Below are 15,406 nucleotides of genomic sequence, written 5' to 3'. Positions count from 1 at the left end.
CTAAAAGAGGAAGGCACGACAAATTGCATATGACCTCTTTCGTATAACCTTAATAATTGGATTAAGGGTCTCTACTTAGAAACCGTAAATTTCTAGCTACGAAAAATGTGCACTGAGGAACAGGCATATTTTTCATGGCTAGTTTTTTTGTGCCTACATTTTCATATATTAGGGGAGTAGGAGGTTTTGATCGATGACAACGATTTTAATTAAAGATGCTCAGATCGTGACCATGAATCGGAGCGGCGACATCATAACGGGGGATATTCTAATCGAAAATGATCGCATTACCGCGATCGGGCCCGATTTGAACCCTACACATGCAGATAAAGTCATCAACGCCAAGAATCGCACGATCATTCCAGGCTTCATTCAGACGCACATTCACCTATGCCAGACGTTGTTCCGTGGTAAAGGGGACGATCTCGAACTTATGGATTGGTTAAAAAAGCGAATTTGGCCACTTGAAGCCTCCCATGATGAGGAGTCGATTTACTATTCAGCGATGCTCGGCATTGGTGAACTGATTCAAAGCGGCACCACAACAATCGTGGATATGGAGACCGTGCACCATACGGATTTTGCTTTTCAGGCCATTGCTGAGAGCGGCATTCGGGCATTGTCGGGCAAAGTGATGATGGACAAAGGGGACGAAGTTCCTTTCGCTTTGCAAGAGAATACAACGGAATCGCTGCAACAAAGCGTTGATTTACTGGAAAAATGGAACGGGCACGACGATGGTCGTATCCAGTACGCGTTCTCACCGCGTTTTGTTATCTCCTGCACGGAAGAGCTGCTGCGCGAGGTTCGCAATTTGTCCGAACAGTACAACGTGAAAGTCCACACGCATGCTTCTGAAAATCTCGGAGAAATCGAGATCGTGCAAGCGGAAACGGGCATGCGCAACGTTGTTTACCTCGATCATCTCGGCTTAGCGAATGAGCGATTGATCTTGGCACACTGCATCTGGCTCGATGAGCAAGAGAAACGCATCATCCACGAGCGAGGCGTGCATGTCAGCCACTGCCCTGGCTCCAACCTGAAGCTGGCTTCAGGGATCGCCGAGACGCCTGAGATGCTCAAGCTGGACATCTCGGTTAGCCTAGGGGCAGATGGTGCGCCGTGCAACAACAATCTCGATATGTTCAACGAGATGCGGCTCGCTGCGCTCATCCAAAAGCCCGTGCACGGACCGACGGCAATGAACGCGCAGACGGTGTTCCGCATGGCGACCATCGGAGGCGCTCGCGCCGTGGGCATGGCTGATGAGATCGGCTCTTTAGAAGTCGGCAAGAAAGCCGACCTCGCGATCCTCGATCTCAACAACTTCCACACGTATCCGTCCTACGACGTGGATCCGATTTCACGCATCGTCTACTCGGCGACGCGTGCTGACGTCGAAACGACCATTATCAATGGTCGGATCGTCATGGAAAACCGCATCCTGCGGACGGTTGATAAGGACATCGTCCTGCCTGAAGCGAACCGTTCGATTCAACGGTTGTTGAAGAGAGCGAATCTGCGCTAGTTTTTATCGCGCAGCTCAAATACCCCCAACAAATCCTCCTATTTGCGTAGGATTGTTGGGGGTATTTCATTTTTGCAGGCTGACCGCTTTTTCAACACACAAAACAAAAGTACCCCAACCACTACAAATTTGCCCTTCCGTCCCAGCAATACAAGTAGAATATACAGTTATTTATCTCGAAATCACCTACAAATAGGAAGTAAATGGATAATATACAGTTAATTTCGGCAGATTTCGGAAAAAGAAGCAATTCACGTGAAATTAGATGGAGGTTTTCCATCTAACTCGCCTTTCAGCTAGTTTTACAAGAAAATACCTACATGTTTTACAGTTAAATTTGATGCCTAATGAATCAACCCCAACCACTTCCAATAAGGCACACACAGAAGTGCAAGCAGCAACACGGCTAATCCGTATGCAAATGCAACCTTCTGGCCTTGTCGATGGCTAAACGCTTTCCCTTCGGAACTATAGTAAGCCGTCAAATACGTCGGCGATTGATAAGCGAAAAAGAATGGGTCTGTTGATAATAGTACCACGAATACGAGGATCCATGGATGCACACCCGCTTGATCGGCCAGCGGCAGGAGTGCCGTGACCAGTAAAATAACAGCGGGATCGTCCCGGACGATCAACGTAACGATGAACGAGAGCACGATAACCGCGGCCAAGAAGAAGAACGGCGACGTTACGAAAACGCCCATATGCTGGCCTAGGAATGATGACAAGGCTTCGACAAGTCCAAGCTCGTTGGCGGCTGCCGAGAAGCTGAAGGCTACGCCAAGAAACAGCAGAAATGTCCAATCGATGCCGGTTGAAATGGTTTTGCGGTCCAACACGCCGCTGATGACGAGTACGGCAAAACCGATCAGCATAATCCAAGCGCTGTCGATGCCATGGAGCGGCTGCAGTACCAGCATAATGATACAGCTTAGGACGGTGATGACAGCAATGCGCTCTTCCCGCGTTAGGGGGCCCAGCAGTCTCAGCTGTTGATCCAGAACATCCGCAGCAATCGGCTTGGCCGACGCTGTTTTGCGGAACATGATGAAGATGATGGCGAGCAGCACGCTGCTAAATATAATAAATGCCGGCAAGGCATAGATAAACCATTGAATCCAGTTCACAGGCGAAGCGCTGGTGACCAATCCGAAGGCCAGTACGTTCGTGTACGAGCCTGTGAGCACGAACGGCGCTGTGAAGCCGTAGAAGAGCATAGCGGTAAGACCTAAGCCCGCTGCGCCGTGACTGCGCGCTCCGAAGCCCATGGATTCGGACAGTGTTTGGGCAATCGGCCCCCCGAGTGATACCTTCGCTGAGGAGGAAGGGATCATGGGGTTAAGCATGATACCTCCAGCCACGATGCCCCACAGCTGCCCGCGATAGTTCGCGGGGAAGCGCTTAAGGGCATGAAGGGAGAAGCGGTATAAGAAGCCCGACTTCGTAATCACGGCGCTCATCGCCATGATGAAGATCATGTACAGCCATGTCGGCGAGGCGAAGCCCGACAAGGCTACCTCCGGCTCGACGAGTCCGCCGAGCACCCAGAGCATGGCCATGCCCAAGGCTACGATGTAGTCGGGCATGATGTTCACGATCCAGAGGATCACGGCGGCTAAGCCGATCCCGATGAAGTCCATGCCGTGGCGGGACAGCCCCGCGACGGGTTCGGCGATGTGGAAGCCGAGCACGGAGGCCACGGCCAGGATGACAGCCGCTAGGCCTAGCCAGCGGCTGCGGTCACCGAGCCGCCCCGCGCCTGCGGCGAGGCGCTCGCTCTTGCTTCTGGCCAGCATCTGCTTGGCCAGACCGAAGCTTTGGTCACCGCTGCGCTTGGTCGACCCCGATCCCGACAGCGCGGTTGATTCCGCGAGCTGCAAATATTCCAGCGCAAGCTGGTTGCGCCCCAGCTTGCGGCACAGATCAGCACCCCACTCGTAGACGGTGGTGAGCTGCTGCGCCGAATAAGCGGCACCTCGCTGATCCAGCGCCGCCTCTACGATGGCCAAGCCCGCTTCAGGCGCGTGTTCCACGCAGTAGCGGACATAAGCCCACAAGACCGCGTAGCGCTCGACGAGCAGCTCGTCCGGGCAACGCCGAAGCGCTTGGCTGATCACCTGTTGCTGCCGCTCAGACTCAGCCAGGGCAGCTTCTGCTGCCTTTACGTGCCCGGGCTCCGCCAATTCACCCGCGGCAATAGCCGCCACATCCAGCGCCAGCTCCCATTCATTGCGCGCAGCATAGACCTCAACCATCGACGCCCAATCACCTTCGGTCCGATAGTAATCCAAAGCCTGATCCACCCACAGCTGCTGCTGACGCTCACCATATCGCTGTGGCAGAATGTCGAGCAGGACACGAGCGATTTCGGGCCGCATGTGAACGGAATCCCGCTCCACGTCCTGCTGGACGAACCGTCCTAGAGCAGCGTAAGCCTGATTAGCTTCTTCTATGGCCATACCAAAGAGATGCTTAAGCAGACCATCGCGCACACTTGGCAAGCAAGCACACGCGAAAAGGAAATCCCGCAACAACGCCGGTAGTAACTCCACCTCATGCAGTACCCATTGCGCTTTCGCTTCCTTGGAGGCTTGTAACCGACCATTGGTTGATACCAACCGTTGCGAAAGCAGCCGAATGAAATAGGAAGAAATCTGCGGTTGCTCGATCACTAACCGATCGAAGGTCTCTCGATCAATATAGTAGAGAACGCTTTCTGCAGCTATGATGGCCGTTGCCGATCTGGGCTCGTTCGTTAACAGTGCCATTTCCCCGAGCGTATCCCCATCCTGTAAGCTTGCGAGCGACTGGCGTGTACCATCTTGCTTCTGAGAGAACAGCTCGACTCTGCCGCTCTCGATCAGATACATGCTATCACCAGGATCACCTTGCTCGAACAGCATATCTCCCGCTTGCCCTTTCACCTTGTCTAATTTGCCCAGAAGCTTGGCTAACTCTATGTTAGAGAAGTCCTTAAACATCTCCATTTCTTTAATCGCCACGAATGATCTACTCTCCTTGCACGATGCTATGACTATTCTCTAAGCTATTAACTCCAAGAATACTGTACGCTTGGTACGACAAATTTGTCTACACAAATTGCTGGCAGCCTCCCAAACGCAAAAAAGAAAGACCCTTAACGAAGTTAAGGGTCTTTCTAGAGAATGCTATATGTGCAAGCTGAAGCTTACAGTTTTACAACGTTCTCAGCTTGTGGTCCGCGGTTGCCTTGAACTACGTTGAACTCAACGCGTTGGCCTTCATCCAAAGATTTGAAACCTTCGCCAGTGATTGCGGAGAAATGTACGAATACATCGTTTCCACCTTCAACTTCGATAAATCCAAATCCTTTTTCTGCGTTAAACCATTTAACTGTTCCTACTGCCATGGGTAATACCTCCAAAGTTTTATTAACATGTCTTTTTTCTTGTTTCGAACAAAAAAATTACACATTGGAAAAGGTTTCATTTACTTAAATGATAACCCTTTGCAATACGCAATTCAGGTTTTCCCTTTAAGACTATTAATACTGTACCACACTATATTAGGTATTGCAATTATACCTGAGAGGGATTTATTGCTAAAGCAACGAACGCTTCCCTATCGTCAATTTTAAGTGCTATAGCTAGTGCTAATGCGACATCTTTCGACGGGATGATTCGACCATTTTCGATAGAATTTAGGATGGAATAACTGATCCCCGCTTTCTCGCCGAGCTTACGTAATGTGAGATTTTGCTGTTGCCTCAGCTCTTTGAGCCGTTTGTGGAAGGCCATGCTCGCCTCACCTCAACTTTCTTTATTTTTTTGTTTTTGAATTTCAGTTCTAATTTTGTCGAATGGGTCTTCCCAGTCCGGCGGCTTGATGGTTTTGCCCATTTCATTCTTATGAACCTTCCCATCGGGCCAAACCTTGGACATATTCGCATGCTGAACAATATCAAAAATCGGTCCAGGCTCTACTCCCATTTCAACAAGTGTCCCTAGTACAAAATACAATTCATCAATCATCGCATCTACTTCATCTTCTAGCGTAGCTGCTTCTTCAAACTCATTGAGCTCTTCTTGCATCCATGCCAGACGCGCGGCTTTACGCTGAGCAGATAGGCGCTGTGGTGATGCGCCCACTGGGTGCTCGAACGTTTCATGGAACTTCTTCACAGCTTCGAAAGCTAGCTTTAATGTCATTGTATCTAATCTCCCTTAACATGGTTATAGTTTTCTACTATATACCACCCGAAGGGAGTTGTGGTCAATATGTCGGATGTTTATTATAAATGGCGCCCCATAATAAAACGGTCTTTCCAATAGCCTGAGGTCATGGAACGTATAACGACACCTGAGCTTGCTGTATTACTGATAAACTGCCCATTACCGATATAGATACCTACATGATTAATCCGGCCTGGTGTCGATGTACTGAACATGACGAGGTCGCCCTTGCTTAGGCTTGTCTTCTTGGAGACCCGAGTTCCTAGCTTCGCTTGCGCTTGGGAGCCCCATGGAAGCTTGATACCATTTTTGCTAAAAACAAGTTGCGTATAGGCAGAGCAGTCCAGGATTAGACGGCTAGTATTTCTAGTACCATATCGGTAAGTCACATCTCCGATGTACGACTTCGCTGTACGCACAATGCGGTCTGCACGGGACGTGCTCATGGCTGTCGCTGTCGCGGCAGCTACGGTTGAATTCGTCGTTGTAGTAGCAGCAGAGGCCGCTTGCGGGCTTAGCAACGCAGTTCCTGCGACTAACATGGACAGACTTAAACCTAGAACAGAATGAGTAAGGCGGTTCTTCTTCACAAAAATCATGATTGATTTCCTCCTTTGATATGAAAATCTAAGTTAGTTGGACCTGCTACTACCATAGCACATGCCAAATAACCTAATATTTAACAAAAAAGGAGGAAAGTCGCGTCACGCCTAATCGTAGACACTATTCTGAGAATTCCATGAGAATTCGATGAGACTCAATCTCTTGACACCAATGAATCCGCTTTATCGCCAGTATGTTCCTGCCGAAACTCTGACGGGGTCACACCATATTTCTTCTTAAACACTTGAGAGAAATGCCTCATATCTTGATAACCGATGCGTTCAGCAACGTCCGCCAGCTTCATCTTTGGATTCTGCAGCAGCTGCTTCGCCTGCTCCAGCCGCAAGTTAATCACGAAATCCTTGAACCCTTGCCCCGTCTTCTGTTTAAACAACTGGCTAAAGTAAACAGGGTTCAAATACACGATCGAAGCCACTTTCTCAAGTGAAAGGTCGTCTTGATAGTGCGTGCGCATGTATTGCAAAGCCACTTCGACAGAACGATCACTGCCGCTGGCGTGATGCTCATAGACCTGTGTCGTGGACGCTTGCCGCATCCGCTGTACCTCCGCGGGTACGGATTGGAACTGCTCGATCCGTTCCGTTGACATGATCTGGAACGGGACCTTCAAATATTTAATAAGATGGCTGCGAAGCTCCTCAATGAGCTGTGCGATACTCGTTCCCTCGGGAGGGGTCACAAGTCCGAGCAAGCTTTTGCTGTCGTGAACCGTCACGAAACCCTTGCCATAGCGTTCGATCAGCTCCAACAAGACGTTCTCGATAATGAAATTTTCCAAGAAAACGGCCTTATCTGTCTCCATTTTGACCATAATCAAATAGAAATAAGGATGCTGCTCCACGAATGGCCCCATATCAATCCGCCCCGTATCCAAACCTTGCACCCAGCGCTGGAACACAGCTTCTTGCAGATATTTGCGATTCGTCTTGAGCAGCTCTGCTTCCTCGATCAGTTCGGTATCATGGGCGATCTCCTCGCTCAGCTTCCTAATCATTTCGCTCAACACTTCTTTGCCAATCGGTTTCAGCAAATAGTCCTTGGCACCAAGGCGTACAGCTTCTTGTGCATAAGAAAACTCCGAATAAGCCGAAATTACGACCCACTTCACATGGGGATGGCGACTGCGTGACATATTCATGAGCTCAAGCCCTGTCATCCCCGGCATCAGAATGTCCGTTAGCACAATATGAATCGTCTGACTGCGAAGGATACTGATGGCTTGCTCTGCATTCGAGGCTAAGTGGATCGTGTGCTCAGGAAAGCGATTCTGAAGCGTGCGCTGAATGCCTTGCAGAATAATGGTTTCGTCATCGACAATAAGAATATCCATGATGGTCTGTTATACCCCCTTACGAGGAAGCGGCATCGCAATGATAACCGTAGTTCCTACCTCTTGTTTACTTTGTATCCGAAGTCCATAAGCCTCTCCAAACAGTAAGACAATACGTCGATGAACATTGGTAAGACCAATCCCTCTTCGTGTTGTTTTGCTGCCCTCAATGGGAGCCAAGTCACCTATCGTATTGCCCGCTTTATACGTATACGGATCACCTATCATGAGCGCATCCTCGATCAGTCTGTCCTGCATCTGACGAAGAAGCTCTTCCTCAATCCCTACACCATTATCAGAGATCACAATATGCAATTCCTGCTCTTGCACTTGGGCGAATACGCGAAGCACGCCTGGCTCTCGCAAAGGCTCCAGACCATACTTCACCGCATTTTCGATAATGGGCTGCAAGGTCATTTTGGGCAAAACAACATCCATCCACTCCGGATTAATATCGATCTCTGTTCGTACTCTTCCCTCTAAGCGATTCTCAATAATCGTCATATAATGACGCATTTGATCCAGCTCTTGCTGGAGTGTCGTCTTCGAAGCCTCTTGCCAATCACTGCTGTATCTAAACATGTGAGACAAGGCTAGAATGACTCTGCCTAGTCGATCATTCTCTCGCTCATCTAGCATCCAATAAATCATATCCAAGGTGTTATAAAGGAAATGAGGGTTTACCTGTGACTGCAGGGCCTGGAGTTCAGCATTCTTCTCACTCATAGAAGCCAGTGTTATCCGTTCAATCAACTCGTCCATCCGATTCACCATGCGATTAAAGGAGGAGACGAGTGAGTTAATTTCCTCGAAAGATCTAACTGTCACCGAGCCTTTGAAATTCCCCATCTCTACTTGTTTCATCTCACGAATCAACAGCTTTAACGGGGAAGCAATATTTCGCGAAATCAAACTGGCCAACGCGGTAGATAAAATAATAAGGACCACGACAACGACGTATAAGTATTCTCTCGTTTTGACAACTTCAGCATTAATATCCCCTTTTGGGGTTAAACCGAATACGGTCCAGTCCGACATTTTCGCTTTCGCTGCAACAATTAACTGATCGGTACGATCATCAATAATGATTTCATTCTCAACAGGGCGAGGAAGGCCGCTGAACGATGGAACGGTTTTCTTGTCTTCGGCCGTCGTCGCAATCATATGATTTTCTCGATCTACGATATATACCCGACTGTTCGGGCTGATCGTCACGTTCGAGAGTGCGGCTAAGATTGGTTGTGGATTTGTTTCGATCAACATAACACCGATTACACGGTGGTCTGTAAGATCATACAGCTTCCTGCCAAATACGAAGAGCGGTGCTCGCTGAAACTGATTAATAACCGATCCTTCCACCAGCCCTAACCAAACCATCTCACCTGAAGAATCCTGCAGCTTCTGATACCAGGTCGCAGAAGAATAATTGGTATTGATTACACTGTCGAAGCCGCGCTCATAGTTATAGTTTTTGCCTGCATTCGTAATCACATGAATACCGATGATATCATCACGCGAGTAATAAATGGCTCCCAAAATATTCGTTATCGTTCGCTCATTGAATATACTCGCTGCCAGATCGGGATTCGTATCTCGGTCTTGTATTAAGCGAAGCATTTCATAATTACTATTCAATGATTTCGTAACACTATCGTAACCTTGTAACAGCAAATCAAATAAACCTACGGTTTGTGAAATATTTTTCTGTGCTAAATCGCTGATTTTGCTATGTATGATTTGTGTCGTCCTCTGATAATATAAGACGCTGACTAACACCACGAGGACTAGCATAGAGGTCGTAAATAGTAAGAATAGCCGGTTATGAATGGAATTAAAGCCTCGTGTCACGTGATTTCTCATCCCCTTTCGTTACGCGGTATTCGCTATTTTACCACAGCTCCATCTAATAATGAAAAAAAGAGAGGGGTGAAGTTAACCCTTCACCGCTCCCGCTACCATACCTTTTGTAATTTTATCCGCTAATAAGAAGTACACGAGAATAACCGGCAACGCACCGAGTACGAGGAAAGCGCCGATGGCTCCATAGTTAACGGAATATTGACTCACGAAGCTGTTTACTCCGAAAGGAAGCGTCTTGAGTCGCTCGGACGAAATGAATGTCGCCGCGAGAATGTACTCGTTCCAGATATTAATGAAGGTTAGAATACACACCGTCATCATCGGTGGAACGGAAATCGGAAGTATAATTCCGGTGAAAATTTTGAAAATCCCTGCGCCATCCACAACCGCCGATTCCTCAATCTCAGCCGGAATGGATTTCATGAAGCCGCTTAGGATAAAGACGGCAACCGGCGTCTGAAACGCAATGTACGGCAGAATAATGGAAAGATGCGTATTCAAGATATGCATATTTTTGAAAATGATCATGAGCGGCAATAACGTAGCTTGCATCGGAACCATCATCCCAATAAGGAAGATCACCATGACCAATTGACCGTATTTCCATTTGAACCGCGTAATCGCAAAGGCCGTCAATGAGCTTAAGAATAGCACGCACACCATGGTAATTAGGGTAACGAATAAGCTGTTCTTTAAATATTGGAAGTAGTGTCCCGCTTCAATCGCACTGGAAAAGTTCTTCCATTGTAATACTTCCGGTAAAGCGAAAAACCTACCTGAGAGAATTTCCTCATTGGTTTTTAATGAATAGATGAATAACCATAGCAAGGGGTACACTTGAGTGACCACGAGTGCTGACAAAAAGATGATGACAATAACCTTCAGGATAGAGAAGCTTTTGCGTCTCCGTATGATGGCAGGTTTAGCCGAAGCTGCTTCCCTGGCGTTTAGCATGGTGACACTTCCCTTCCTAAGTGAATTTTCTCTCTAGTTTGTTGAAGATCGTGTTAATAATAACAGTTGCTGCTAGACATACCACAACCAAGAAGGCAGCAATCGCACTACCGTATCCATATTTCAAGGAAAGGAATGAATTGTTGTACATCAGGGTTGAAATCACATCTGTGGCATGGGCCGGACCGCCGCCTGTCATAACCATAATCATATCAAACGCTTGTAAGGAACCAATAAACGCAAGGACAATCGATATTTTGAAAATCGGAATATTCATAGGGAAAGTGATATACCAGTCGGCTTTGAGGCCTTCTGCTCCATCAAGACGTGCAGCTTCATAAATGTCAGCCGGGATGTTCTGAATACCAGTAAACTGAATCAGTGTGTGATATCCCAAGTACTGCCATAGTGCTACAAAATAAAGGGAATACATGGCTATTTTCGGATCGGTTAACCACGATCTCGTCCAGCTATGTAAATTTAGCAAATCCAATACTTGATTGAGCATACCGCCCATAGACGCGGGATTATAGATGGTTTTCCACAATTGACCCACAATAACGACAGATAAAATAACAGGTAAAAAGTAAGCAGAAACTAGGAAGTTCGGTTTTTTGATAAAACGATTAAGCAAGATAGCTACACCCAAAGCAATTGGGATTTCAATCATAGAAAAAACAGCAAACATAAGCGTACGTTTTACGGATGGCCAAAAGACTGGATCATGGAAAAGCATAGTACGGAAGTTCTCAAGTCCAATGAATTTCGATGCGCCAATCCCGTTCCATTCCAGCAATCCACTATACATAGATACGAGAATAGGTACAAACACAAGACCAACATAGATAATTAAACAGGGCAGTACAAACATGGCAATCGTCCACTTGGAGACTCTTAACACATTCACTTAGCTTCGCCTCCTTCATGGGGATATACCCATGGGGAACTTACCTTAGTACCTCTTAAGGCACTCTAGGCAAATTCCCGATGGGGTTACTACGTTAGCATTTATTTTTTATTAGAGTCATATGCTGTTTGGTGCTCTTTCGCTACAGCAGCAGGATCTACTTTTTGTACGAAGAGGTTTTGAATGCTTGTTAAGTGACCTTGTGCTGTACCTGGGTTCATTGTGTTATCGAACGCTAGGTCGCCGCCTTTAACTTTCTTGAACAGGCCAAGAACGTCCATTGCCATATCGGAGTAACCAGCCGCTTTGAAGTCGCCGTCAACTTTTTGTGCGATACCTACAGCGCCTTTAACTGCGAAAGCTTCTTTAGGGAAGTTCAACATGAAGTAGTTCAAGAAATCTTTGGTTTCTTTCAAATGCTTGCTGTTAGCGGATATAGCGAACGCGGACCCTGGTGCCAACATGAACTCATCTGGGTTACCTTTACCTTTAACAGTTGGGAATTGGAATACGCCAACTTTACCGTTAACGGAAGAAGTTTCGATACCGCCAGTTGCCCAGCTACCCATGTAGTACATAGCTGCTTTACCTGTTTTAAACAAGTTCTCACCAGCGTTATAGTCAAAGGATGTTGCGCCTTCTTGGAAAGCACCTGCTTGGATCAAGTCTTCAAAAGAGCTAACTGCATCCGTGAATGCTGGATCAGCGAATGTTTTCTTACCATCAACAACGGCTTGCAAGAATCCTGGACCGCCGTTCGTACGAAGCAAGATGTTCATGAACAAGAAGGAACCCGTCCAAGAATCTTTTTCACCGATAGCCATTGGCTGAATGCCTTTGCCTTTAAGTGTTTTTACAGCTGCAACCATTTCTTCGAATGTTTTCGGTACTTCAACGCCAGCTTGTTTGAACAAGTCTTTGTTGTAGTAAACTACACCGATGTTGTTGCCGTCTGGCAATGCGTAGATATTGTTTTTGAAGCTGTACCAGTTAAGGATACCTTCTTGGAAAGTTGCTTTCAGTCCGTTTTGCTCAACCATGTCATTCAAAGGCGCGAATAGACCTGCATCAACGAATGGTTGCATTTGAGCAGCTGGGTTCACGACAGTGATGTCAGGAACTTCTTTGGAAGCTGCTTGCGTTTTCAACTTAAGCTTTTGTTGATCCGTGTTCAAGGAATCAAGCTCGATTTTGATGTTTGGGTTTTTCGTTTGGTAGTCGTTAACGATTTTCTTCAACATACCATTTTTCGGATCAGTCGGATCCGGATATATGTTTTGGAACGTGATCGTAATATTTTTATCCGTGGATGGCGCTGTCGATGCTCCTGCTGCTGGTGAAGCTGTGCTTTTGCTATCTCCACCTGAACCACACGCTGTTAAACTAATGGCTAGCAAGCTTGCCGCAATGACTTGTAGTGATTTATACTTTTTCACCAATGTAAATCCCCCTCGTTTGAGTGAATGTCTTTATGTCCTTATTATGCCGTGTAATTGGCACCCCTTACAATGCGTGAACTTTAGGTATCATGTTTGATTTCTATAGATTTATCTGCTCACATACCTTTCCCGTTCAGGGGATTTTTTATGAGTTTACCGATATTCAGTAAGCAAAAAAGCGACCCCTCGGCAGCTCTCGCTGACTTGGAATCGCTTAGTTAAATAGGATATTTTAGTAGGCCTTTGGCACTTCTACGCGGTTCGTGATGCCGTCTTCGGTGAAGTAGATATGAACGTCAAACCCTTGATCGTCCATGAAATACGATACGTATTTCGGTTCACCATGCTTGATTGGTACAAGCAACGTTGCAATACGATGGCTACGGGAAGATTGCGTCGTTGCCTTCAAATGATAGTGCGGCGGCAAACCTTCGATCTCCGATTGATCGATGTCGGTGAAGCTCTGATGCTGTGTAAGCTCTAGCTCACCTGAGGAGCAGTAGACGAAACGACCGTCCATGTCGGCCTTACGGCCTTGAACCTTGAAGGTCTGTCCATTCAGCTTCATCTCATATAGGGTTTGGAACAGCCAATCTACGGTACCAGCCTGTGCCAGATCGATATGGTCAACAACCACAACATAAGTGCCGAAGAAGTAAAGTTCCCGCACATACCGTTCCAGGTATGGCACATATTCTTGGTATGCCGCGGTTGCGTTAGCGCGAGAATAACCGTAGCCTTTACGCTGCTCGGCAATCTCGACGAACCCATTGGCCGCCATATTGAGTACTTTATTCTTCTCCGCATATTGACCCAGACCGTCGATCAAAATATTGTTCGTCGAGCGTGTCTGTCTGCGCCAATTCATATGCATCGTGGAGCTGAACGCTACGTAGTAGCCGCTCTCAATGGCCAGCGGCTCGCCGTAAGCATGCAGTAAGAAGCCATTCTGATCGCCATGACTATGGCTGACAGATCCGTATTTACTGCTCTTCGTGAGGAGCATAATATGACGCTCCGGATCCGCCATATTGGAATGAAAGGCGACCCAGTCAATGTCACGGAACCATTTGACCGACTGAATATTCGCATCGGTAGGTGCGATGGCTTCAACCTGCGGATAGTCGTGACGATAGACCATTTCATCAAATCGGAAGTCCCACCAACCATAGTTGTAAAACTTCATTTCTGAATCTGTATCGGTCTCGCGAACCCGTTCGTAATACCATTGATACAAACCGCTTCCTGTCACACCTGCAAATTGACGAATGTTGAAGCCTGTTTTCAAGCTAACTGGATCCCCCAATGTGGATTGATCGCCAAAGCTTGCACGCAAGGTATCAGGGCTGAACGTATATAGCGGGAAATCACCTGTTTTTGCGAAAAATGGTCGCTTATAAAAGTTAATGCCTGTATATTTCTTCAGCAAATTCATCGCTTCCGTAACAAAAGCCATCCCCGTCGTCCAATACATCGGACCTTCGGCCCAGCCCCCATCCGGCCCGCCCCACGGCGAGTAGAGACATGCATAATATTCAAGTGTATAGTCTAACCATTCTTGAACCTCTGGCTCCTCCTGCAAAAGAACAATGCAGCAAGGCACAAGCACACTGGATAACGAGCGCACGGCGTGACTGTCGAACGGTACGTGATGAATTTTGGAATGCTCCATAACATGTTGCGCGATTTGGCGTGTACGTTCGAGCAGAACGTGGCGAATATGCTTTCGTTCATCCTCAGATAGTTGATCATAGAGCCAGTCATAGCCCCAGGCGATGGCGCCAGCCATTCGGAAAGAAGCCTCATCGTTATAATCGCGGCTCGTAGTCCCTCTAATGTCCCAAGAACTGATGTGAAGCAGCCAGGTTTTGGCTCGATCTAATAGTGTGGCATTGTTGAGAAGCTTGCCTGCTACGGCCAAATGACGTACCGCATACAAGGCTTCTTGTGTATCCATATACATCTGACGCCACAGATTAGCAACTCGCTTATTTCCTGGGTAATGAAGGGGCTCCGCAATCAGATCTCGTTCAATCCAAGGTTTAACAGACTTCTCGAAGAAAACATCAAATTCGCAATAGCTAGGATCCGTCGTCAGCTCGGCGCGGAAGGCTTCTACCTCCGAAGCTTGCAGCCACAATCTCGGATGCTGAGCAGAAACCTCTGCGTATCGCGTGGCTCTGCTTGGCAGAGGTGTTTCCGGCAAATCCGCTGGTACTTCGAAACGGCGAATGCAGCTCCATGCCGTTTGTTCGCCATTTTCTTCGAGCAATGCATAGCGCCAGTAGTATGTGCCTGCGTTGAGCGCAGCATCAGGTGTATACAAGTTATAGGGAATTGGTTGGACCGTCTGTGTTTCGGCAGGTTCGAAAGACTCTGATTGTGCAATCTGCAGCACATAACGATCGTGCTCTAGCTGTGCAGGAATCCACGTGAAGCGAGGCGGGTTTTCCAGCAACACCGTCTTTTCGTTCGGCTCGTATTGTACAGTTAATACACCGCTCTGCGGTTCGTAAAGTGGCGATAATGACATGGATTGTTCCCCTCCAGGCT

The 15,406-nt window shown here is 47.5% G+C and carries 12 protein-coding genes and 1 riboswitch; of the genes, 1 reads left to right on the top strand and 11 read right to left on the bottom strand.

All coding sequences use genetic code 11. From position 1 onward, the window contains the following. The first annotated feature begins 19 nt into the window (after positions 1 to 19). A riboswitch (purine riboswitch) is annotated at positions 20 to 119 on the top strand. A gap of 74 nt (positions 120 to 193) precedes the next feature. Continuing rightward, positions 194 to 1,528 (top strand): 5'-deoxyadenosine deaminase, encoded by a 1,335-nt coding sequence (locus ACSQ8O_RS02180; RefSeq protein ID WP_436240287.1) that lies wholly within the window; start codon positions 194 to 196, stop codon positions 1,526 to 1,528. 344 nt (positions 1,529 to 1,872) lie between these two features. On the opposite strand, the gene ACSQ8O_RS02175 is transcribed toward ACSQ8O_RS02180, so the two are convergent. From ACSQ8O_RS02175 to ACSQ8O_RS02125, 11 genes are all read right to left on the bottom strand, one after another. Further along, positions 1,873 to 4,530 (bottom strand): SLC13 family permease, encoded by a 2,658-nt coding sequence (locus ACSQ8O_RS02175; RefSeq protein WP_436240286.1) that lies wholly within the window; start codon positions 4,528 to 4,530, stop codon positions 1,873 to 1,875. 185 nt (positions 4,531 to 4,715) lie between these two features. Continuing rightward, positions 4,716 to 4,916 carry a cold-shock protein gene (locus tag ACSQ8O_RS02170; protein ID WP_028555213.1) on the bottom strand — a complete coding sequence of 67 codons (201 nt, stop codon included), beginning with the start codon at positions 4,914 to 4,916 and terminating at the stop codon, positions 4,716 to 4,718. Between the two features lie 169 nt (positions 4,917 to 5,085). Beyond that, positions 5,086 to 5,304 carry a helix-turn-helix domain-containing protein gene (locus tag ACSQ8O_RS02165; protein ID WP_236292573.1) on the bottom strand — a complete coding sequence of 73 codons (219 nt, stop codon included), beginning with the start codon at positions 5,302 to 5,304 and terminating at the stop codon, positions 5,086 to 5,088. A gap of 12 nt (positions 5,305 to 5,316) precedes the next feature. Continuing rightward, positions 5,317 to 5,715, bottom strand: coding sequence for an HAD family hydrolase (locus ACSQ8O_RS02160; protein WP_436240285.1), 399 nt, complete (start codon positions 5,713 to 5,715; stop codon positions 5,317 to 5,319). An 83-nt stretch (positions 5,716 to 5,798) separates the two neighbouring features. Then, positions 5,799 to 6,338 (bottom strand): C40 family peptidase, encoded by a 540-nt coding sequence (locus ACSQ8O_RS02155; RefSeq protein ID WP_436240284.1) that lies wholly within the window; start codon positions 6,336 to 6,338, stop codon positions 5,799 to 5,801. Between the two features lie 158 nt (positions 6,339 to 6,496). Continuing rightward, the gene (locus tag ACSQ8O_RS02150) at positions 6,497 to 7,693 is read right to left on the bottom strand and encodes a response regulator (RefSeq protein ID WP_236292575.1); all 1,197 of its coding nucleotides are present in this window, start codon (positions 7,691 to 7,693) and stop codon (positions 6,497 to 6,499) included. A 9-nt stretch (positions 7,694 to 7,702) separates the two neighbouring features. Then, a complete protein-coding gene (locus ACSQ8O_RS02145) occupies positions 7,703 to 9,541 on the bottom strand; it encodes a sensor histidine kinase (protein WP_436240283.1) in 1,839 nt (612 codons plus the stop codon). 84 nt (positions 9,542 to 9,625) lie between these two features. Continuing rightward, positions 9,626 to 10,507: a carbohydrate ABC transporter permease gene (locus ACSQ8O_RS02140; RefSeq protein ID WP_436240282.1), complete on the bottom strand. Its 882-nt coding sequence runs from the start codon at positions 10,505 to 10,507 to the stop codon at positions 9,626 to 9,628. A gap of 16 nt (positions 10,508 to 10,523) precedes the next feature. Then, positions 10,524 to 11,414 (bottom strand): carbohydrate ABC transporter permease, encoded by an 891-nt coding sequence (locus tag ACSQ8O_RS02135; protein ID WP_436240281.1) that lies wholly within the window; start codon positions 11,412 to 11,414, stop codon positions 10,524 to 10,526. 101 nt (positions 11,415 to 11,515) lie between these two features. Then, positions 11,516 to 12,853, bottom strand: coding sequence for an extracellular solute-binding protein (locus ACSQ8O_RS02130; RefSeq protein ID WP_436240280.1), 1,338 nt, complete (start codon positions 12,851 to 12,853; stop codon positions 11,516 to 11,518). Between the two features lie 232 nt (positions 12,854 to 13,085). Continuing rightward, positions 13,086 to 15,386: a DUF4962 domain-containing protein gene (locus tag ACSQ8O_RS02125; RefSeq protein ID WP_436240279.1), complete on the bottom strand. Its 2,301-nt coding sequence runs from the start codon at positions 15,384 to 15,386 to the stop codon at positions 13,086 to 13,088. Between the last annotated feature and the right edge of the window lie 20 nt (positions 15,387 to 15,406).

This window comes from Paenibacillus sp. LjRoot56, from assembly GCF_964253335.1.
Classification (GTDB): Bacteria; Bacillota; Bacilli; order Paenibacillales; family NBRC-103111; genus Paenibacillus_E; species Paenibacillus_E allorhizoplanae.
The sequence above is the reverse complement of the archived record's forward strand: the minus strand, read 5'-3'. Positions and strand labels throughout refer to the sequence as shown.